The sequence below is a fragment of the Pseudomonas aphyarum genome (assembly GCF_028657055.1).
In the GTDB taxonomy this organism is placed as follows: domain Bacteria; phylum Pseudomonadota; class Gammaproteobacteria; order Pseudomonadales; family Pseudomonadaceae; genus Aquipseudomonas; species Aquipseudomonas aphyarum.
This window is the reverse complement of the sequence record NZ_JAMDGS010000001.1, coordinates 148702-167415: the sequence shown is the minus strand read 5'-3', so window position 1 is coordinate 167415 and position 18714 is coordinate 148702. Positions and strand designations below refer to the sequence as shown.

Annotated in this window: 21 protein-coding genes and 1 pseudogene; 7 read left to right on the top strand and 15 right to left on the bottom strand. The window is 57.2% G+C overall.

The window, feature by feature from the left end; translation table 11 throughout:
• Nucleotide 1: 1 nt before the first annotated feature.
• From M5G18_RS00790 to M5G18_RS00765, 6 genes are all read right to left on the bottom strand, one after another.
• Nucleotides 2-2386 carry a DUF3772 domain-containing protein gene (locus M5G18_RS00790; protein WP_273896815.1) on the bottom strand — a complete coding sequence of 795 codons (2385 nt, stop codon included), beginning with the start codon at nt 2384-2386 and terminating at the stop codon, nt 2-4.
• Nucleotides 2387-2503: 117 nt separating this feature from the next.
• The gene (gene arsH / locus M5G18_RS00785; protein ID WP_064595868.1) at nt 2504-3193 is read right to left on the bottom strand and encodes an arsenical resistance protein ArsH; all 690 of its coding nucleotides are present in this window, start codon (nt 3191-3193) and stop codon (nt 2504-2506) included.
• An 11-nt stretch (nt 3194-3204) separates the two neighbouring features.
• Nucleotides 3205-3675 (bottom strand): arsenate reductase ArsC, encoded by a 471-nt coding sequence (locus tag M5G18_RS00780; RefSeq protein ID WP_273896814.1) that lies wholly within the window; start codon nt 3673-3675, stop codon nt 3205-3207.
• 9 nt (nt 3676-3684) lie between these two features.
• Nucleotides 3685-4032, bottom strand: a complete 348-nt coding sequence (locus tag M5G18_RS00775; protein WP_273896813.1) for a metalloregulator ArsR/SmtB family transcription factor — start codon at nt 4030-4032, stop codon at nt 3685-3687.
• 117 nt (nt 4033-4149) lie between these two features.
• The gene (locus M5G18_RS00770) at nt 4150-4770 is read right to left on the bottom strand and encodes a LysE family translocator (protein ID WP_273896812.1); all 621 of its coding nucleotides are present in this window, start codon (nt 4768-4770) and stop codon (nt 4150-4152) included.
• Nucleotides 4771-4813: 43 nt separating this feature from the next.
• Nucleotides 4814-5281, bottom strand: coding sequence for a metallophosphoesterase family protein (locus M5G18_RS00765; protein ID WP_273896811.1), 468 nt, complete (start codon nt 5279-5281; stop codon nt 4814-4816).
• A 207-nt stretch (nt 5282-5488) separates the two neighbouring features.
• On the opposite strand from M5G18_RS00765, the gene M5G18_RS00760 reads away from it, so the two are divergent.
• Entirely contained in the window at nt 5489-5848 is a 360-nt protein-coding gene (locus M5G18_RS00760) for a zinc ribbon domain-containing protein (protein ID WP_273896810.1), read from the top strand.
• 153 nt (nt 5849-6001) lie between these two features.
• Here M5G18_RS00760 and M5G18_RS00755 read toward each other — a convergent pair whose 3' ends face one another.
• The gene (locus M5G18_RS00755) at nt 6002-6442 is read right to left on the bottom strand and encodes a hypothetical protein (RefSeq protein ID WP_273896809.1); all 441 of its coding nucleotides are present in this window, start codon (nt 6440-6442) and stop codon (nt 6002-6004) included.
• Nucleotides 6443-7003: 561 nt separating this feature from the next.
• Here M5G18_RS00755 and M5G18_RS00750 point away from each other — a divergent pair.
• Nucleotides 7004-7441, top strand: coding sequence for a hypothetical protein (locus M5G18_RS00750; protein WP_273896808.1), 438 nt, complete (start codon nt 7004-7006; stop codon nt 7439-7441).
• Nucleotides 7442-7727: 286 nt separating this feature from the next.
• Here the strand turns inward: M5G18_RS00750 and M5G18_RS00745 are convergent.
• The 6 genes and pseudogenes from M5G18_RS00745 to M5G18_RS00720 all read right to left on the bottom strand — a co-directional run bounded on the left by M5G18_RS00745 (nt 7728) and on the right by M5G18_RS00720 (nt 13698).
• Nucleotides 7728-8068 (bottom strand): annotated as a pseudogene (locus M5G18_RS00745) (DUF6124 family protein).
• Between the two features lie 360 nt (nt 8069-8428).
• Nucleotides 8429-9322: a LysR family transcriptional regulator gene (locus M5G18_RS00740; RefSeq protein ID WP_273896807.1), complete on the bottom strand. Its 894-nt coding sequence runs from the start codon at nt 9320-9322 to the stop codon at nt 8429-8431.
• An 81-nt stretch (nt 9323-9403) separates the two neighbouring features.
• Nucleotides 9404-10456: an alpha/beta hydrolase gene (locus M5G18_RS00735; RefSeq protein WP_273896805.1), complete on the bottom strand. Its 1053-nt coding sequence runs from the start codon at nt 10454-10456 to the stop codon at nt 9404-9406.
• A 50-nt stretch (nt 10457-10506) separates the two neighbouring features.
• Complete coding sequence (locus M5G18_RS00730) at nt 10507-11451, bottom strand: alpha/beta hydrolase (protein ID WP_273896945.1); 945 nt, start codon at nt 11449-11451, stop codon at nt 10507-10509.
• A gap of 121 nt (nt 11452-11572) precedes the next feature.
• The gene (locus M5G18_RS00725) at nt 11573-12712 is read right to left on the bottom strand and encodes a (R)-mandelonitrile lyase (RefSeq protein WP_273896804.1); all 1140 of its coding nucleotides are present in this window, start codon (nt 12710-12712) and stop codon (nt 11573-11575) included.
• The gene (locus M5G18_RS00720) at nt 12709-13698 is read right to left on the bottom strand and encodes an aldo/keto reductase (RefSeq protein ID WP_273896803.1); all 990 of its coding nucleotides are present in this window, start codon (nt 13696-13698) and stop codon (nt 12709-12711) included. The genes M5G18_RS00725 and M5G18_RS00720 overlap by 4 nt, the downstream gene beginning before the upstream one ends.
• Nucleotides 13699-13918: 220 nt before the next feature.
• On the opposite strand from M5G18_RS00720, the gene M5G18_RS00715 reads away from it, so the two are divergent.
• The 5 genes from M5G18_RS00715 to M5G18_RS00695 all read left to right on the top strand — a co-directional run bounded on the left by M5G18_RS00715 (nt 13919) and on the right by M5G18_RS00695 (nt 17098).
• Nucleotides 13919-14380, top strand: coding sequence for a hypothetical protein (locus M5G18_RS00715; protein ID WP_273896801.1), 462 nt, complete (start codon nt 13919-13921; stop codon nt 14378-14380).
• A gap of 112 nt (nt 14381-14492) precedes the next feature.
• Nucleotides 14493-15215 carry a leucine-rich repeat domain-containing protein gene (locus M5G18_RS00710; RefSeq protein ID WP_273896800.1) on the top strand — a complete coding sequence of 241 codons (723 nt, stop codon included), beginning with the start codon at nt 14493-14495 and terminating at the stop codon, nt 15213-15215.
• Between the two features lie 47 nt (nt 15216-15262).
• The gene (locus tag M5G18_RS00705) at nt 15263-15649 is read left to right on the top strand and encodes a hypothetical protein (protein ID WP_273896798.1); all 387 of its coding nucleotides are present in this window, start codon (nt 15263-15265) and stop codon (nt 15647-15649) included.
• Nucleotides 15650-15830: 181 nt separating this feature from the next.
• Complete coding sequence (locus M5G18_RS00700; protein WP_273896797.1) at nt 15831-16541, top strand: hypothetical protein; 711 nt, start codon at nt 15831-15833, stop codon at nt 16539-16541.
• Between the two features lie 23 nt (nt 16542-16564).
• Nucleotides 16565-17098, top strand: coding sequence for a hypothetical protein (locus M5G18_RS00695; protein WP_273896796.1), 534 nt, complete (start codon nt 16565-16567; stop codon nt 17096-17098).
• 52 nt (nt 17099-17150) lie between these two features.
• On the opposite strand, the gene M5G18_RS00690 is transcribed toward M5G18_RS00695, so the two are convergent.
• Nucleotides 17151-17711 carry a hypothetical protein gene (locus M5G18_RS00690; protein ID WP_273896795.1) on the bottom strand — a complete coding sequence of 187 codons (561 nt, stop codon included), beginning with the start codon at nt 17709-17711 and terminating at the stop codon, nt 17151-17153.
• A 137-nt stretch (nt 17712-17848) separates the two neighbouring features.
• A complete protein-coding gene (locus M5G18_RS00685; RefSeq protein WP_273896794.1) occupies nt 17849-18619 on the bottom strand; it encodes a transporter in 771 nt (256 codons plus the stop codon).
• Between the last annotated feature and the right edge of the window lie 95 nt (nt 18620-18714).

The following is an 18714-nucleotide window of genomic DNA, read 5'->3' as shown; positions in this document are numbered from 1 at the left end:
CTCAGGTACTCGGCGGCTTCGCCAGTTCAATCCCCGCCGCCCCCAGCCGCTTGAGAATCTCGAACAGCAGATCACTCTTGGTCGTCCCGACAATCCTCGGACTCGCCACATACCCGGTCACCGTCAACGTAATCCCGTCCGGCGTCAGCTTGCTGAAGCGCACGAACGGCGCCGGTTTTTCGAGGATGGTTTCGTGTTCCTTGTAGGTGTCGAACAGCAGGTTCTGCACCTGTTCGGGGTCGATGTCCAGCGGGAACATCAGCTCCAGCGTCGCCACGCCCTGGGCGCTGCCGCCGAGGGTGACGTTGCGCAGGTTCTGCGAGATCAGTTGCGAGTTGGGCACGATCACGATCGAGCGGTCGCTGAGCTGGATTTCGGTGGCGCGCACGTTGATCCGCCGAATGTCGCCCTCGACGCCGCTGATGCTGATCAGGTCGCCGACCTTGACCGGGCGTTCGGTGAGCAGGATCAGCCCGGAGACGAAGTTCTTCACGATCTCCTGCAAGCCGAAGCCGATGCCCACCGACAGGGCGCTGACGATCCACGCCAGGTTGGTCCATTGCACGCCCAGCGATGACAGGGTCAGCAGGATCACCACCGCATAACCGATGTTGGAGAACAGCGTGCTGAGCGAGGCGCACATGCCCGGGTCCATGTCGGTCTTGGGCAGGAACTCGTTGTCGAGCCAGCGGCGCAGGGCGCGGATCAGGTAGATACCGATCAACAGCGCCAGCATCGCGTTGAGCAAATGGCCGGGGACGATGTTCAGTTTGCGCAGGCCGGCGCCGCCGAGGATCGTGCCGATGTTGTTGGCCAGTTGGCCCAGGGTGGTGCCGATCCCGCCGACGAACAGCGTGATGACCGCCAACAGCAACAGCGCAGCGCGACCGAAACCGGCCAAGAGGGTCGAGGCCTGTTCGAGGCGCCGGTCTCCGACACCCAGCAGTTGTTTCAGCGCCTTGCCGCTGGAATGGCGGGGCGAGAAGAAGTACTCGCAGCTGTCCTTGAGCAACTGCATCAGCAGGTAAAACCCGGAAAACACGATAAACGCCCACACCAGCTCGTAGGTGATGAACCGCGCGAGCGACACATACCCCGTCAGCAGGGCGCCGAACGACAGCACCATCGCCAGGGTGGCGACGGTGTAAATCACACCGGCGAAGGTGTTGCCCGACACCTGCGTATCCCCGGCCGCCACCAAGACCTTGCGCACTCTGCCGACACGCATCAGCAACGTCGTGACGATGCCCAGCACCACCAGCGCAATCACCCCGCGCCCGGCGATCACGATCTGGCTGCTCATGCCCGAGGCATTGCTGACTTGCACCGCTGTCACCAGCACCAACAGCGTCGCAGCCAGGATTCGCGCAAACGGCTGCAGCGTATCGGCGACCTCGTCGGCCACCCCCGGCAGTCGCCATGACGGGTGTTCGGTGGACAGCAACGCGCGGCTCAGGCCGGTGATCAGCACGCAGGCGTAAACGACTTTCTCGAACTCATCGGAAAACGTCGCCAGCATCGGCGGCAACGGCACGTGACGGGTGCAGGCGTAGTACAACAATTGCAGGGCGATGGCGGTGGTCGCGAGTGTCGCCAGTGCCGAGGCGAACGCCAGCGAACTGCGGCGCAGCCGACCCTCCGGCATGCGGTGAATGCACACCCACGCCAGCCAGCGGTCGGCCAGCCGCCGGCCCAGCGTCCAGACGACGAAGGCCAGCACCACCAGCAGGGCGGTGTAAAAACGCTGGCCGGGTTGCCAGGCTTCGGCGCCGGTCTGTTGCACCTGTTCGACGAAAAACCGCAGGCGCTGGCGGTCATCGGTCGATGGATTGAAAAGGGGCGTCCAGAAGCCGGGATTCAGAATGCTGTGGGTGCTGAGCGTCAGTTCGCTTTCGAGCAGCGTGCGGCGGATACCGGCGATCTGGGTGATCAACTCCGTGGCGCTCTGCTTGAGGGTGGCGAGGTTCTTCAGCGCAGTATCGACTTTGGTTTTCTGCTCGATCAACGTCGCCCTTTGCGCCGCGATATCGGCTTGTTCGGCGGCGACCGCTTCGGCGGGCGCGGCCCCCAGCACGCCCAGTTGCACGGTCAATTGCGCCTGCTGCGGCAACAGCGATGCCGACAGCCGATCGATGTCCAGAATGAACGTCTGCACCCGATCCTGCGGGCCTTCGAGCTGGTTGTAATTGTTGGCGGACGAAATCTGCTGCTTGAGGCCATCGAGGCGCAGTTGCAAGGCTTGCAGATCGCTTTGCGTGACGCCGGGGAGCGGGGCGCCGGTGCTGACATCGGGTGTGCCAGGCAAGTCGGCAGCCGACACCGCCACGAACCCCGAACCGAGCACGAGCAGGGCGACGAACATCAATGACTTCAATGCATTACGCATGGGACTGGCCGATTCCGGTTGATCACACAAGCATTGAGGTTAGGTGATCGGATCGGAGGGCGCGGAAAAGTTTCGGTGACCCGGGCGACGGGCCACCGTTCCCGGCGTTGTGGTTGTTCAGATCGACCGCTGATTGACCCGCTGCATCAATTCCTCCGCCGATTCCTTGCGCTCGGAATAACGATCCACCAGGTCCGGGCGATCACGCAGCAACAGCGTGAATTTCACCAGCTCTTCCATCACATCCACCACCCGGTCATACAGCGCCGAGGGTTTCATGCGATTGCCTTCGTCGAATTCCAGATAAGCCTTGGGCACCGACGACTGATTGGGGATGGTGAACATGCGCATCCAGCGCCCCAGCACGCGCAGTTGATTGACCACGTTGAAGGACTGCGAACCGCCACAGACCTGCATTACCGCCAGGGTCTTGCCTTGAGTCGGACGCACCGCGCCGAGGGCCAGTGGCACCCAGTCGATCTGCGCCTTGAACACTGCCGACATCGCGCCGTGGCGTTCCGGCGAGCACCAGACCTGGCCTTCGGACCATTGCATCAGTTCGAGCAATTCTTGGACTTTCGGGTGATCGCCCGGCGCATCGTCCGGCAGCGGCAGACCCGAAGGATTGAAGATTCGCGTCTCGGCACCGAAGTGCTCCAGCAACCGTGCGGCTTCTTCGACCAGCAAACGGCTGAAGGAGCGCGGGCGGGTCGAGCCGTACAGCAACAGGATGCGCGGTTTGTGGGCGCCTTCGTCACGCGTGGTTGTTTGAACCAGTGAGGGATCGAGGTTGGGCAGGTCGGTCATGTCGGCTCCGGTTACAGCGTGCTGATGCGGTCGAGCTCACGCTTGAGGGCATCACGGTCAAGTTCGGCGAAAGGCAGGGCGAGGAAGGCCCGGCAGCGGGTTTCGATTCGGGCGAGTGTGGCGCGGAACGCGGCATCGATGGTGCGTTCATCGCCGACCACATCCGATGGATCTTCCAGCCCCCAATGAGCTTTCACGGCCGGGCCGAAATACACGGGGCAGGCTTCACCGGCGGCCTTGTCGCACACGGTGATGACAATGTCCGGCGGGTTGTCTTCGAAGGCCTCGTTGCCCTTGCTGCTCAATCCGGCGATGGAAATGCCGGCCGCCTGCAACGTGCTCAGGCTGCGCGGCAGCACCTGGCCCTTGGGGAAGCTGCCGGCACTGACTGCTTCGAATCCGGCCGGCGCCAGGTGATTGAACATCGCCTCCGAGAGAATGCTGCGGCAGCTGTTGGCGGTGCACATGAATAGAACGCGCATTTTCGGTCCTCAGCAGCAGGCAGACGTGTTGAGCGGGCGATCGCCCATGGCAGCCAACCGCGCGCTGTTTTCTTCCAACCAGTGGGTGTTGGCGGCGAGCGTGGTTTCAAGCAGCGTGCGAATCCATGCCGGCAAGTCGGGGTTAAGCCGGTAATAAACCCACTGGCCCTGACGACGATCCAGCAGCAGACCGCAGGTGCGCAGCTGCGCGAGATGGCGGGAGATTTTCGGCTGACTGTCGTCCAGCGCGCAGACCAGTTCGCAGACACACAGCTCACCTTCACGGGTGATCAGCAGCGTGGCCCGGGCGCGGGTTTCGTCGGCGAGGCATTTGAAAACGGAGGCGGGGTTGAGCATGACGATGTCTTCGGCACATATGGTTTTTCGAATATACGGATATCCATATGTACTGGGCAAGTCTTGAGTTTGATGAGGTGGCAGCTCTCGACCGAAGGTGTGTTTAGCGCAGGCGCCTCAACGCTTGCTGAACGCCAGTCGCGCGGCAAACAACACGAAAATCATCCCGGTGGTGCGATCCATCCAGCGAATCACCTTCTCCTGTCGCAGGAACCCGGACAACGGCTGCGTCGCGCCAATCAACACCAGCGACCAGATCAGCCCGAGCACCACATGAATGCTCACCAGCCCGAACGTCCACGGCACCAGCGGCTGACCTTGCGGAATGAACTGCGGCAGAAACGACACGTAGAAAATCCCGATCTTCGGATTCAGCACATTCCCCAGCATGCCCTTGAAAAACCAGTTCGCCCCCGGCTTGCCGTCGGCCTCGGCCGGTGCCAGCGAGCGGCGAGGGCGCAGCAGCATGTTCAACCCCAGCCACGCCAGATACGCCGCGCCGCAATACTTCAACAGGTTGTAGGCCAGCTCCGACACCGCAATCAACGCCCCCAACCCAAACGCCACCGCCGCGCCCCACAACAGACAACCGGCATTAATGCCCAACGCTGCACGCAGCGCCTGCTGCTTGCCCTCGACGGTGGCGGTGCGCAGCACCAGCGCGGTGTCGAGACCGGGCGTCAGGGTCAACAGAGTGGCAGCGAAGGTGAAAGCGAGAAGGTTGTCGGCGATGGACATGGTGCGAGGGTTCCCTGTTCTGGATGCGGGAACGGTAGCGGTTTCAGGCGGGGGGATCCAGCAGGGAAATCAGGCGCGGTTCGATGCGGTCGGGTTGTATCTCGAGGATCGCCAGCGTGACCGGCAACTTGAAACGCCGAGGGCCGGCGCTGCCGGGGTTCACGTAGAGACGGTCACCGCGCCATTCGATGCGTGGTTTGTGGGAATGGCCGGTGATGATGAGCTTGATGCCCGGATCGAGATCGGCGGGGACGTCGGCGATGTCGTGGACGAGGAGGGTTGGCCAGCCGTTGAGGGTGAAGGTCAGAAGGTCGGGGAGGTTTTCGGCCCACGGACTGTTGAGGTCGTTGTTGCCGCGCACGGCGTGGACGGGGGCGATGTTGGCCAGTTGGGCGAGGATGTCCGGGTTGCCGATGTCGCCGGCGTGGATGATCTGATCACAGCCCTGGAGCGCGGCGAGGGCTTCGGGGCGGAGGAGGTTGTGGGTGTCGGAGATTAGGGCGGTTTTCATGAGGGTTCTCCGTTGGTGGTTCGGGTGGGAGTGGCTGGTTTCGGTCAAAAGCAGTCGGTGGACAGACTACGGGCAAATAGATGGTGTCCTGCTACCCTCTTTATCGTAGTCGGGCTTGCCGTCATCCCTATCGCGTTATCCCTCGATAGATCTCGCGCTTACCACGACATGGCATGTCAACTAACGAGAGAGTGTCAGGATAGCGCCATGAAAGTTCGATGCCCTAGCTGTGGTTATATCGCAGACAAGCTTCCGCCAAGCCTAAGGTGTCCTAAATGCGACGATTTTTCCCACGACTGGCTGATTTATGATTGGGAAAGCTTTGCTTCAATGAAGCGTCGGCATATTAGATACAACTTATTCATTATTGGCGTGACTCTAATTAATTTACTTTTGGCGATTACCTTGGAATCAACAGATGCGTTTCAATGGTTGTTCACCTTGTTGTTTATCCCAGCCATTATCAGTTTGTTTTATTGTCGAAAACAGCTTGATGGTGAATCGGAGTATGAGGGGCATCGAGGCAGAGCTTTATTTTTCTGGCTTTTCGGTTTCGGGGGTGTCTGAAGCGGCTAGCAAATCGCATATGGACTATCCCTGCACGTGGTGAGTGATGCCTTCCAACTCTGTCGTCAGTGCGATTGCATCCTTATATCTGGTCGCTGTTGGGCTTGTTCGCCCTGGTCTATTGCTCGTGAGAATGGGTCTAATTCGGTCGGGTTACTTATAGATAAACGTATAGCTCATGATATAGCTACCTAGTTTGTTTGTGTGGGCATTCACCCATACGGCCGTCATGCCTTGCTTAATGTCTTCATCTAATTTGGCTTTGTTCGTGCAAAGCGCAATCCTGCGATGTGTACCTGCATCTTTGATCCATAAACCGGCTTCGCAATGACCCATTTTTCCAATGGGAGGGCCTGGGTATGTTATTTCATATGCGGACTCATAACTAATAACCTCACCGGGAAGAGTGTAGATGGCAGCGGCGTAAATGTTTAGCGAAAACACAAATCCTACGCAAAACCAACCGGCAAAACAATTTAAGGTTTGTTTAACTGTTTTGCCTCCGGAGCGCTTGAAGCGTGTTCGAACGACAGCGACAAGCCCTGTGACAGAGCTGATCAACAGGTATGTCGCCAACTCGGGAATCTCAGGCATTAAAACAGTTCTCGCTGAAATCCTGGAAGCCCATCCAATATAATAAAGGCACGCGAAAACCGTCAAAATCACTATTATTTTAGTTGCGATTCTTGGTTTTTTATCAGAAGGGTCGAGTTTCATTTGTTGTGAATTAATATTCGATTGGGCGTATTAGGGTTTGTTTTGAACACCAGATCGCGAGGCTGGGTGACGAATAGTTTTCGTCGATTTCATTACTTTCATATTTAACCTGGGGCAGGATTATCAGATAAAGCATCCGAAACAGGGGACACAGCCGAGCGTGTCAACCGAAGGTAGCATTTCGCCTGCAACGCGTCGAGCGACGGCCTTTGCCAGAAAGCAGGTGGGCACTACCTTGTTTGCGGCGATGGAAACGGACCAATAGCTGCCTCTCACGAACGGCGGTTTCCGGCCATTGCCGGTCGCTCGCGGAGATAGAATAGCGGTCACCGGTTCTTTCTGTGATGAGCAGTTGTTCGACCTTGGCAAGAAAAGTCTGACCGCGTTGAGTAGTTAAGGTGAGATCGTTCGGCTGGATTGATTTTCTGGAGTTTGATAATGGGGTTTTCAACGACATTGTGGGAGTGGTACGGCCAGGATGAGCACAAGCGAGTGCTCGCCGTGTGCGAGGCAATCCCGGCCCTGCAATTTCTGGCGCTTCCTGCGGATTCACAGCGAAACGCAATCCCGTACTGTCCAGCATGCGAAGCGTGGTCTGAAATGATGCTGCCGTTGAATGAGGTTCTTTCAATCTGTGGTAGCGCAATGCCGGCAGAGATCAGAACGCGGCTACAGGCGACCTGGGAGCTATGCAATAACCTGACCGGGGCTGCATTTCACTGCGATGACTGGTTCATTTTTGATCACAACGATTGGACGCCGATCAGAACGGCCGCTGAAGAGCTCTCGGGCCTCATGGAGTTGCTGGAAATTACTCCCTTCCTGGATGACGTGTTACTGGATTGCCGGAATGCAGTGCGTGGAATAAAGCGTTGATCCCTTTGACAAGGTCTGTCGAGGTATTGGGCGTGTATGTCGATGGGCACTCTATTCAACTAGTCGTTTCTGGCCGGTTGTGGTTGTTCTAAAGGGGCTGCTTTCGGTCAATGCTGGCCGTAGTCGTCTAGAGCGCAAGCGTCAATGCGACTGCGGATCGGTCGAAACCAGACCCGCAAACATCGACTGTCTGCATTTGGCCGAAAGCTGCCATTTCCCATGGCAGCTTCGGCCAACGCTCATTACCTCTGCCGTTGCGTTCTATCTTCCCGCAGAGGGCTAGCGTTTAGCTCTTCACCTCAACATGATCCAACGCCTGATTCACCACTGCGCAATCCCTATCGCGGTCTTGCGATGGGCCGGCTCCAGCGTAGCCGCAAAGTTATTAAGCATTTCACTCGCCGATCCTAGTGATTCGCTAGCGTTGGCGAGAAGGGATTCAGTGTCGTAGGCCGGATTGGCCAGATACATGGGGTCGTGTTTATGGTGGCTGCCCATGATGCGTTGCTGTGGGGTGAGGTAGTGATCGAGGGCGCGTTCGGCGGCTTCGTTGAGGGTTCGGGAGTCGGGGAATTTGTAGGGGGAAACCGGATCGGTTTCTGGTGGGTTGGGTGTCGGTTTGAACATGGATGAATCCTCTAGCGCGATTACCAAAAGGAACCATCACCCCTCGCTACCAAACGTTGGGTGGCGGCCATACGCGGGTTGGTAGACCGGTCGCACTAGAACCCGGCGCCCACGAATGAGCCCCACGCATGACCACCATGAAATCCGAGCCCCGAGAAAGGGCTGCAAATGGTGACGCCATGAGTCTAGAACGAAGCGGGCTACCAAACCCCATCACTGTTTTTCAGTGACCCGGAAACGATAAAACCCGCGTCCCAGACGCACAAGCCGGCGGATTCTGGCGCAGTCGTAGGCAATGACGCAAGGCGTTGTAGCCTTGAGGAAGTAACGCTGAGTGCCTTTAAACAACAATTTCCTCATTCAGCCTTTATAGAGCAACGCATCCACCACAACCCCAAACGCCGACGACTGCTCCCGGCGATTCGGATAGTAAAGGTGGTAACCCGCAAAGGGTTGGCACCAATCCTCAAGCACCCGCACCAGACTGCCGTCAGCCAATTCCCCGGCAACCATATCTTCCGGCAGAAACCCCAAACCGCACCCAGCCACCGCCGCACGCAGGATCGGCACGCTGCTGTTGAACGTCCATTGCCCCTCGACCCGGGCCTTCAGTTCGTGGCCGTCCTTTTCAAAATCCCATTGCATCAGGCTGCCGTGGGTGGGCAGGCGCAGGTTGATGCAGTTGTGCGTGGCCAGATCGCCCGGCGTCGTGGGAATTGGTCGGTCTTTGAAGTACTGGGGCGAGCCCACGACGGCGATGCGCAACGACGGGCCGATGGGCACGGCGATCATGTCCTTGGCCACCTGTTCACCCAGGCGAACACCGGCGTCATAGCGCTGCGCAACGATGTCGGTGAGGGCGTAGTCGACGGTGATTTCGACCTTGATGTCCGGGTAGTCAGGCAACACCTTCAACAGCTTGGGCCAGAGAATATTGTTCGCCGCATGTTCGGAGGCCGAGATCCGCACATTGCCGGCCGGGGTGTCGCGAAACTCGCTGACCGCGGCCAGTTCCAGTTCGATCTCATCGAAGCGTGGCGCCATCGATTGATACAGGCGTTGACCTGCTTCGGTCGGCGAAACGCTGCGGGTGGTTCGGGTCAGCAGGCGCACGCCCAGCCGTGTTTCCAGGGTGCGCATGGTGTGGCTCAACGCCGACTGCGAGACGCCCAGTTGTGCGGCCGCGCGGGTGAAGCTGCCTTCGCGGGCGATGACCACGAAGGCTTGCAGGTCGTTGAGGTTGGCGCGGGACATTGATGAGAGCCTCTCATGAGGGGCGCGGGATTAATCCATGAAAGCAGGTTGCGCGCGGATGCGCGACCCCCATAGAGTTCATTACAAGGTACGGGCGTAAAACGCGCTCAGCTTGCCGATGGCAGCGTCGACATATCGCGGTACCCAATAGGTTTCGATGTGGGTGGCGCCCTCGAGGATGAACACTTCCTTGTCCGAGGTGCCGGTGGCTTTGGGGAAGGCGTCCTGAGTCATGTACAGGCTGTCGGCCTTGCTGCCGGCGATCATCAGCAACGGTTGATTGATCAGCTCGATCTGGTTGGTGGCGTCAAAGCGCATCAGGTCGATGAGGCTGCTGGTGGTGTATTTGAAGGTCGAGTTCGGGTGCGCGTGGGTCTTCCAGTAATACTCGTAGCCCTGGCGATAGAGTTCGAACGGCAATTTGGCGATCTGCTCATCCGTCAGGTTGGCATCACCGGAATACAACACCGCGCCACCGGCGGCTTCCTGGGCGCGGGCGGCCGAAGCCTGTTGCAGACGTTGCTGAATGCTGTCCATTTGCGAGTCGTTGTAGCCACTGCGGCGCACTCGGCCCGAGTTGAACATGCTGACGGTCGCCAGCGATTTGAAGCGTTTGTCGGTTTGTGCCGCCGCCAGCGAATAACCGCCACCACCACAAATGCCGAGCAGGCCCAGGCGTTTTTCATCGACGCCGGCAAACTGGCTGATGAAGTCGGCCATAGCGTGGATATCTTCGATGCGATACGCGGGTTTATCGATGCTCCGGGGCTGACCACCGCTGGCGCCCTGATACGCCGCGTCGGCGGTGATAGTGATGTAGCCCTGTTCGGCCAGGCGCTGGGCGTACAAACCGGCGACTTGCTCTTTAACGCCGCCATTCGGGTGCGCGACGACCACGGTCGGGTAGGTTCTTTTCGCGTCGTAGTTGGCCGGGGTGTAGACGTTGGCGGCGATGTCCAGTCCGTTGAGTTTGTAGCTGACCGGGTGAATGTTGACCTTGCCCGGTTCGTTTTTGGTGATCGCGCCGTCATAGGCGAGGGTGAACGGGTTCTTTTTGTAGTCGGCGGCCAGGGATTCGCCGGCAGAGAGGCCGACCAATGCCGACATGAACGTGGCTTTGAGAGTGTTTTTCACGTGAAGCTCCTGAGCAATCAAAAGGGCGGCAGTCGAAAGAAGGGGACGGGTCAGTCCAGCTGTTTTTCTTTGAGAAATTGCGCCACCAGATCAGCGATCTGCACGTTGTTCAGATCCGACATGGGGAAGTGGGTATTGCCGTGGATGCCGATCTCCGGCAGGTGGATCAGGCGTACATCGCCGCCGTGCCGATTGACCGCGTCACGCCAAAGCCGGGCCATCTTCAGGCGGGCGCGCCAACTGTCCTGAGCCGGCAGGTCGACGGCCTGTTCGGGGATGTTGTCGCCGTACAGGATCAGAATCGGGATACGCGTCAGCGCCATGAATTGCTCGATTGGCACGGCTGCGCCTTGCACCGTGTCGAACGCGCTGGGAATCGGCGCCGGCACTTCACCTTCGGCAAACACAAAGCTGCTACCAGGCTCGAACGCCACGATGGCCTTGACCTTGTCGTTCTTGATCGCCGTCAACCAGCCCGGTCCGCCACCCTGGGAGTGGGTGAACAGAATTCCCGGGCCGATTCGGTCAAAAATCGCTGACACGCCATCGGACACCACACCCATGTCGAAAGGCCCGGTGTTCGGCGTCATCGCGCGGAAAAACTGCTCGCGGCTCTGCGCATCCCGCGCCACTTGTACGCCGTTGAAGTAGTTCGGCCACAGGCCAATGCGGAACTGGTTGAACCACAGTTGTTCGTCCGGCACAGGCTTGATGGTCGTCTCGACACTGCTGCGACCCGCATCGCCACGGCGAGGCTGATCGATCAGATAGACACCATAGTGGCGGCGCAGAAACAGGTTCTGAAAACCCTCGCGGCCATCGGCGGTGGTTTCCCAGGTCTTGGAAAACTGACCGGCGCCGTGCCACATGACGATGGGCAGTTTTCGTGCATCGACCGGGATCTGGTAGAACGCGTAGGCGTGGTCGCCGTGGTAGGTCTGGCCGTCGGGCGTCAGCGGTTTGCGCGGATCGAAGGTGCCCGGTGCGGTGGTCATGGTACCGCCAGCGGCGAAGCTGCCTTGTTTCTGAATCAGTAACGGGCTTTCGGGCTGGTTCGCGCAGGCGCTCAACAGGCTCAGGAGAGTGATAAGCGGCAGGGTTTTGGCAGGCTTCATGTCATTTCACCGAAGCCGCGAGGGCCTGGGTCAGCGCCGTGTTGGCCCGTTCTACGGTCTGTGCATCGCCGTGCTTTTTCAATTGCTCGGTGACTTGGCGCAACTGCGCCGCGCTGAGCCCCACGCGCAGGCTCGCCAGCATGTGCGAGCGCAATTGCGGTTCCACCCCAGGAGTCGCCGCCAGTGCGCCGACCGTCGCCAGTTCGCGGCTTTGCCAGTCGAGGTTGTCACGCTCGAAGATGTCGCCGAACAGGTGGGTTTGCAGGAACCGGTTGATCACCGGGGCGAACTCGAACACCGGGCCTTTGACCGGGCCGCCGGAAATCTTCGTCTGATTGGCGGTGCCGGCCGCCTGCAGTTCATCGCCGACTGGAATCGCCCGGTTTGGCTCACGCCCCGGTGCGTCCTCGATGCCGCGCTGTTTGCGCGCTTGCACCACGGACATCAACTCATTCAAGGCATTGAGGCTGCGCGGGAAGCCGACGTAGGCGTAGAGCTGCACGAGAATTTCCCGTGCTTCGCTGATGGTCAGACCCGCGTCGAGTCCCTGGTTGAGCGCCACGTTGAGATTGGGCAGGTCGCTGGTCGCCATGAACGCGGCGATCAGAGGAATCGCCTGCTGTTTCTTCGACAGTGTGTCGGCGCTGGCTTGTGTGCTGGTCCTGTCTTGCGGTGTCGCTGGATCGTATTGCGCGTCCGAGACTTTCTCGGCCCAGGTGACCGTCTTGCCGTCCTCGGCTTCAGCAATCGCAATGTGCGTCATGCCGGTGCTCGCTGTGGCGCCATGCCAGTGACGGGTGAGCGGGGGGATCCAGACAATGTCGCCGGGGCGGATTTCCTGACGCGGCCCGCCTTCTTGTTGCACGTAGCCAACCCCGGCGGTGACGATCAGCGTTTGCCCCAACGGATGGCTATGCCACGCGGTGCGTGCGCCAGGCTCGAAGGTCACCGTGCCGCCGCCGACACGTGCCGGCAGCTCGCCCTTGAACAGGCCGTCCACGCGCACTGCGCCGGTGAAGTTTTCGGGTGCGCCCTGGATAGAAGATTGGGAGCCTTTCGGGGTAATGCGGATTTCACCGGCGGCCGGGGCTTCTGCGCTTATGAGCGACAAGGCAACGAATGGCGCGATCAGTCGGTTCATCGGCCGACCCGCGCCTTTAGGGCTTCGGGATAGCGCTCGCCTTCGATGTGGATCTGCGCCAGTGCCGTATCAATCGCCTTGAGTTCGCTGGCGTCGAGCGTGATGTCAGCGCCACCGAGGTTTTCTTCCAGGCGATGCAGTTTGGTTGTACCGGGAATCGGCACAATCCATGGTGCCTGCGCGAGCAGCCAGGCCAGTGCGATCTGCGCCGGTGTCGCTTGTTTCTGCGCGGCGATCTGCCGGATCAAAATCACCAGCCCCTGATTGGCCTGCAACGCCGACTGGCTGAAGCGCGGAACGATGCTGCGAAAGTCGTCACTGCCGTAAGTGGTTTCGGCAGACACTGTGCCGGTGAGAAACCCCTTGCCCAGCGGACTGAACGGCACGAAGCCGATGCCCAGCTCCCAAAGCGTTGGCAGGATTTCCTGCTCGGGCTCGCGCCACCACAACGAATATTCGCTTTGCAGCGCCGTGACCGGTTGCACCGCATGGGCGCGTCGGATGGTTTGCGCACCGGCCTCCGACAGACCGAAGTGTTTGACCTTGCCTTCGCCAATCAGCGCTTTCACTACGCCGGCCACGTCCTCGATCGGCACGTCCGGATCGACCCGGTGCTGGTAGAGCAAATCGATGTAATCGGTCTTCAACCGACGCAACGAACCCTCGACGGCGATCCGGATGTGCTCGGGGCGGCTGTTGAGGATCTGCTGTTTATTGTCGTCGCCGAAGGTAAAGCCGAACTTGGTGGCAATGACCACCTGATCGCGGATCGGCGCCAGCGCTTCGCCCACCACTTGCTCATTCAGGTAAGGGCCGTAGACCTCGGCGGTATCGAAGAACGTCACACCTTGATCAACCGCTGAGCGGATCAGGGAAATGGCTTGTGTAGTATCGGTGGCGGGACCGTAGCCGTGGCTCAAACCCATGCAGCCAAAGCCAAGGGCCGATACGGTGAGTGAGCTGTTGCCGAGTGTTCGCTTGTGCATTCTGATCTCCCGTGGTTTGGCGTTGGGGGAACAGTAAGCGAGCGCAGGAGAGGGGACTAGACGGGTAAATCGGCAAGGGTTTATGAGGTGATTTCATCAATCCACATAGAAAAGGGGACGGGTCTTGGTCTTATTGGCAGTTGACCATCAATAAATTCGCGATTGCATTCCTTCTTGTACCGTGTAAAAAGCGAGCCATCAATTATTGGACTCAGGACAGATGGCTGGTAGCGATATCTCACGAATTCAGCATCCTGAGGGTGAGTTGCTGAATATCCTCCAGGATCTGGGCGCTCTCGACTGGAGGCGATTCGGTCCGCGAATAGCCCAGACCTGGAATGGTCGCGAATTTGAGGATGCTCCTGGCGGCCTGCCATGGGTGGCCTTTCGTTTCGCACATGAAGAAGATGCCGTGATGAAACGATTGGAGGCCGCTGTTTCAAGTTATGAGGGGCTCGAGCGTTGGTTGCTGATTGCCCATGTCAGAGAGTCCCTGCCAGGTACCAACTGGGTGGTTTGCCTCGAACGCTCCAGCCTGCACAATCGTCAGGCAGCCAATGCGAACCTTCCCGTGTGGCAGTTCCTTGAACAGAGGAATCCTGGCTATGTAGATTTGGTATATGAAGATTTCAACAGGCTGACAGCACACGTTAAGGCGTGCCTGAGACTCCACAAACTCTGATCAATCTGATGAGAAAAGGGAATGTTGGCAGTCGCTGGATAGCCTTGGCGCACTTGATACCAGCGGAGGCTTCACGTTTCGTCTTATGGAACAATTTCTAAGGATGTCAGCCATGGGGCTGTGTTTGGATCGCCCGTTCTCTGAAGAAGAACTGGCCGAAAGCGACGAACTCGACCTACGGAACATTTCAGCAAAAGTATGGCCGACGGTGCTCTCTGGATGTAAAGCAAAGGAACTGTCCCTTTACAACCTCAAGCTTGCTTCGCTTGAGGGGATCGAGCGGTTAACCCATACACGACGATTGACGCTGGAATGGGCAACAAAAATTGAATCGCTGGAACCTGTTTCCAGACTGAGTGGCCTGACGCATCTGGCAATTGGAAACTTCCCAAAGTTACGACGCCTCGACGGGCTTGAGAAGCTGAGTGAACTGACCGAGCTGCGTCTGTGCGGTAGCCTGGGTGGAGGCTCACCTCTACGCCTCGAATCAATCGAGCCCGTTACTCGTATTTCCAGGCTAACCCGGTTTTCGCTGGCCAACGCGAAGTTCGAGGTCGATGACATCACTGGCCTCGCTCGCTGTACGCATCTTCGCCACTTGAGCTTGACGAACCAGTTTGATCGATCGCAGATCGCATTTCTCGCAAGTCGATTGAATGATCAGCTTGTCGAGCCTCTGACTGCCTGTGTGGAAACACATCTGCGTTGTGTGAAGTGCAGTGGTCTGACGTCCATGTTCAGGGGGCGAAGAATGCCTTTCCTTTGCCCGGCATGTGATGCTCCTCGATTCGAAAAGCTCACCCGTCAATTCGAGCAGTTGGTGAACGATGCATGACAACTTCATTTTCTAGAGGCGTCTATTACTAGAAAAGGGGATTAACGATGAGTATTGATCTGTGCCTGGAAGCTGATAGTGCGCTCACAATTGCCGCGCTGAAAAGCATCCTTGAGAATGCTGGCGTCCAGGAAATACAGGTGGCGGGCAATGAATTATTCGCCATGTTTACCTCGGGCCTTAGAGTGATCGGCGGTGATGTAATGGATGACCCTGCGATCTATGCCGAGAATACAAAGGGGCTCGACTTTCCTGTCGCTCTGCGTTGTACCATCAGAATGAAGGGGCCCGATCCCGAGGGGGAGTCGGCTATGGACGATTTGGATAAATTAGCTCAGTCCATAGCTCAAACGTGCTCGTGTTGCTTTCTTATCAGCTTTCAGTTTGAACATACGATGTACTGGCGGGATGAGACGGGGTTACATCGTGATTAATGTTCAGGGAATATTCATGCCTGTTTTTGAAATTTTGTCGCTGGAAGCAATTGGCCCAAGAGAAAAGGGAGAGAAAATGGGACTGATTTATTTATTGAGAAATAAATCAGTCCCCTTTTTGCTTTAGTACTTTTTGAGTACTTTTCGGCCCAAGTATTACAGTCAAAAGGCTATATGAGTCATGGTGCAACAAGTTGATTTGGAGAGAATGGATCCGGCGGCAGAGCCTCTCGAGGAAAAGCTGCACCGCGTAGGAAGAGTGGCCATCGGAGCTATTCCTGTGATCGGCAGCCTTGCATTGGAAACTTTTAACTCCATATTTGAGCCGCCGTTAAGTAAACGACGTACTGAGGTGATTCGTCAGATCGGGGAAGCGCTGAACGATCTCATTGAAGGTGGAGTAGTGACCGAAGCAGGGCTGCAAGAAAATGAAGCGTTCATAAGCACAGTCGCTGAAGTGTGCAACATTTCACTCAGAAATCATCAGGCTGAAAAGCTTGAGGCGTTACGCAATGCCGCTATCAACTCTGCATTGCCCGGATGTCCGAGCGATGATTACCGACAGATATTTCTGCACTTTGTAGATGTGTGCACAGTTTCTCATATCCGGCTGCTCAAATTTTTTGAGAATCCGAAACGATGGTTCGTAGCCCATAACCGGGCTGAGCCGTATCGTGCTGCAGTATCTCTGTCTCAGGTTATTGAGCATGCTATGCCAGACCTGACTCGTAATCGCGAAATTCTCGATACTGTATGGGCCGATCTCTATCAGAAAGGTTTGGTGGGCATCAAACAGCTGGAAATGGTTCTGAGTCATGAAAGCTGTTTTTCCAAGCAGACCACTAGTTTCGGCAGCAAGTTAATTGCTTTTTTAAGTAGTCCCTCAACCTGACTATTGGCCATGCTGGAGGTCGTGTGAAACAAATTGTGTACGCTGGAAATGATCGCCAGCCCTGCGTCGCCGAATACGCGATAGTGATGGACGATTCCGAAATGATTCAACGGGCGCACATTGTGGTCGTTCAATCTTCAAACAAAGGAGTATGGACAAGTTTGTACAATGCCGATGAAGGACGTGACAATGTTCTGAATAGGATCATGACCCAAGAATTGCCGGGAGTCCGTACTGACTTTTTGTCCTTCAATGTCATTCTAGACTTGTCGGATCGCATGGAAGGCTTTCGTTTTCCTATTCGACTTAATTGGGATGACTACATTTCCAAAGGCAATCCTTACAGCAAGCATCTGTTGCCAACAAAGGGGTTTAAGGCAGCACTCTTGAAGGTTTTCGGTAAAGGTGCCTTCGAGATTCGTACTTGGAATGTGGTTGGTGGGTGTGCTGATTTTTATACGGACTTCATGGATCCTGAGCGCGAGCGCCTAGATATTGCTCAGGCTAGCAGGTTGTTGGAACAAGCGGGGTACAGTCGAACAGTTCATCGGGCCTAAACGAGAAAAGCGAAAAAAAGGGGAGATAAATCAGTCCCCTTTTTGGTTCTTTTCAGAGCGTCGTACATTGGCTTTCCTGAAGGAAATCTTTTAGAGCAGCCTGGTAAATAGTTAACGGTCGGTTCTCTGCCTCGAACAGGGCAAACGGAGCCAATATCAGATGTGCAAATGACGTGGAACCTATTGAGTAGGTTTTTTGCCTGCAAACGCCGTGGTCATTGTTTAGCGTGAAATCGAACTTGAACAGGTTCTCCCTTGTGCACCAGCTCGGAATTAAACCGAAACTCAAACCGGTGAAATATTCTTGTCCGCAGGCGCCACCAAACGGAAATTCTGAGACTTTTATCTCTAGCGTAGGAAGAGGCGAATTTGCAGGTCTGGAGCTTACGTCTTTTGCATCTGGAATGGCTTTTTGTGTCGCTGCGTATGTGTCCTTGCCAAAGCGACTGACTTTCAAGGGAGTATCCATTTCGTAACTGTAGCTGGAGATGATTTCTGCTTTGCCGGCACCAACGTGTTCGTTGATTGTGGGCTGGGATGTATATGAAGTGCAGCCAGAGCACAGTATTGCGATGCAGATAACAGTCAATCCATTTGCTATTCGTCGGTGCATGCTCGGTTTCCATTCCGGTTTTTTATTGTCGAGATTTTCTGTCGTTCTATACCTTGGCTGATATCAAATGAATAGAAAAGGGGACTGATCTATTTTCCGAGAAATAAATCAGTCCCCATTCTGGAGCCACAGCCGGCTCAACGCGGAAACAACAACGTCACCGCAAAACGAAACCCCCACCCCTGCGGGCCGTCTTTCGGGCTGTCGAGCCAGTAACGTGGCCCGGCTTGCAGCGTCAGCGGATGACCGCCGATTTTCAGCAATTGGTTGACCGTCAGGTTCACCGGAACGGACCACTCGCGGGACTGCCAGTTGTAGGTGGATTCGGTGTTCACCCCATACGTCGTGAGGCTGTGGGTGGTGAAGGACAGGAAAGGTTGCAGGAACGTCTGGTTGACCTTTTCCTTTTCATCCGGCGGGCTGCCGTCCAGCCCCCAGATGTGGTTGGCGAGTATGCCGTAAGTCCAGCCGTGTTCCTGTTTCAGCGCGACGGCGGTGGGGCCGAGCCCCCATTGTTCGCTGCCGAGCAATTCATCGCTGCCGGTGGGAATCAATATGGCCGGGCCAGCGCCGAGTATCCAGCCACCGTCCGTGGGCTTTTTCGGCGAAAAGAAAAAGCTCTGGGTGATATCGCCGACGCCGGACTTGTCCGCCGCACCGTTGGGTGCCAAGCCGTGTTGATCGATGACCGGCAGAATGGTGCGGGAAATCAGGTTCCAGTCATCATTGAGGGAGAAGGGCAGCACCGGCTGAATATTGGTCACGCTGTGCATGCCTTCACCGGTCGGCCCCATTTTCTGGTCCCAGTTGTACTGCACCGGCAGGCTGTACATGGCGGCCACGGGGTTGAGGGCTTTTTTGGCCAGCTCGGCAGAATCCTCGGCCTGGGCCATAGGGATGAGGCACATCGACGCGACCGTTGCACAACAGGTGGATCTCCATCGCTCTTTCAAATCCATGCTCATCACCCATAGCCGAAAAAGTTCGCAGCAAGGTGAGCGTA

What these genes read in the sequence shown, in the direction of transcription:
- M5G18_RS00790 (WP_273896815.1), bottom strand. Translation starts at nt 2,386, where the DNA reads ATGCGTAATGCATTGAAGTCATTGATGTTCGTCGCCCTGCTCGTGCTC.
- arsH (WP_064595868.1), bottom strand. Translation starts at nt 3,193, where the DNA reads ATGACCGACCTGCCCAACCTCGATCCCTCACTGGTTCAAACAACCACG.
- M5G18_RS00780 (WP_273896814.1), bottom strand. Translation starts at nt 3,675, where the DNA reads ATGCGCGTTCTATTCATGTGCACCGCCAACAGCTGCCGCAGCATTCTC.
- M5G18_RS00775 (WP_273896813.1), bottom strand. Translation starts at nt 4,032, where the DNA reads ATGCTCAACCCCGCCTCCGTTTTCAAATGCCTCGCCGACGAAACCCGC.
- M5G18_RS00770 (WP_273896812.1), bottom strand. Translation starts at nt 4,770, where the DNA reads ATGTCCATCGCCGACAACCTTCTCGCTTTCACCTTCGCTGCCACTCTG.
- M5G18_RS00765 (WP_273896811.1), bottom strand. Translation starts at nt 5,281, where the DNA reads ATGAAAACCGCCCTAATCTCCGACACCCACAACCTCCTCCGCCCCGAA.
- M5G18_RS00760 (WP_273896810.1), top strand. Translation starts at nt 5,489, where the DNA reads ATGAAAGTTCGATGCCCTAGCTGTGGTTATATCGCAGACAAGCTTCCG.
- M5G18_RS00755 (WP_273896809.1), bottom strand. Translation starts at nt 6,442, where the DNA reads ATGCCTGAGATTCCCGAGTTGGCGACATACCTGTTGATCAGCTCTGTC.
- M5G18_RS00750 (WP_273896808.1), top strand. Translation starts at nt 7,004, where the DNA reads ATGGGGTTTTCAACGACATTGTGGGAGTGGTACGGCCAGGATGAGCAC.
- M5G18_RS00740 (WP_273896807.1), bottom strand. Translation starts at nt 9,322, where the DNA reads ATGTCCCGCGCCAACCTCAACGACCTGCAAGCCTTCGTGGTCATCGCC.
- M5G18_RS00730 (WP_273896945.1), bottom strand. Translation starts at nt 11,451, where the DNA reads ATGACCACCGCACCGGGCACCTTCGATCCGCGCAAACCGCTGACGCCC.
- M5G18_RS00725 (WP_273896804.1), bottom strand. Translation starts at nt 12,712, where the DNA reads ATGAACCGACTGATCGCGCCATTCGTTGCCTTGTCGCTCATAAGCGCA.
- M5G18_RS00720 (WP_273896803.1), bottom strand. Translation starts at nt 13,698, where the DNA reads ATGCACAAGCGAACACTCGGCAACAGCTCACTCACCGTATCGGCCCTT.
- M5G18_RS00715 (WP_273896801.1), top strand. Translation starts at nt 13,919, where the DNA reads ATGGCTGGTAGCGATATCTCACGAATTCAGCATCCTGAGGGTGAGTTG.
- M5G18_RS00710 (WP_273896800.1), top strand. Translation starts at nt 14,493, where the DNA reads ATGGGGCTGTGTTTGGATCGCCCGTTCTCTGAAGAAGAACTGGCCGAA.
- M5G18_RS00705 (WP_273896798.1), top strand. Translation starts at nt 15,263, where the DNA reads ATGAGTATTGATCTGTGCCTGGAAGCTGATAGTGCGCTCACAATTGCC.
- M5G18_RS00700 (WP_273896797.1), top strand. Translation starts at nt 15,831, where the DNA reads ATGGTGCAACAAGTTGATTTGGAGAGAATGGATCCGGCGGCAGAGCCT.
- M5G18_RS00690 (WP_273896795.1), bottom strand. Translation starts at nt 17,711, where the DNA reads ATGCACCGACGAATAGCAAATGGATTGACTGTTATCTGCATCGCAATA.
- M5G18_RS00685 (WP_273896794.1), bottom strand. Translation starts at nt 18,619, where the DNA reads ATGTGCCTCATCCCTATGGCCCAGGCCGAGGATTCTGCCGAGCTGGCC.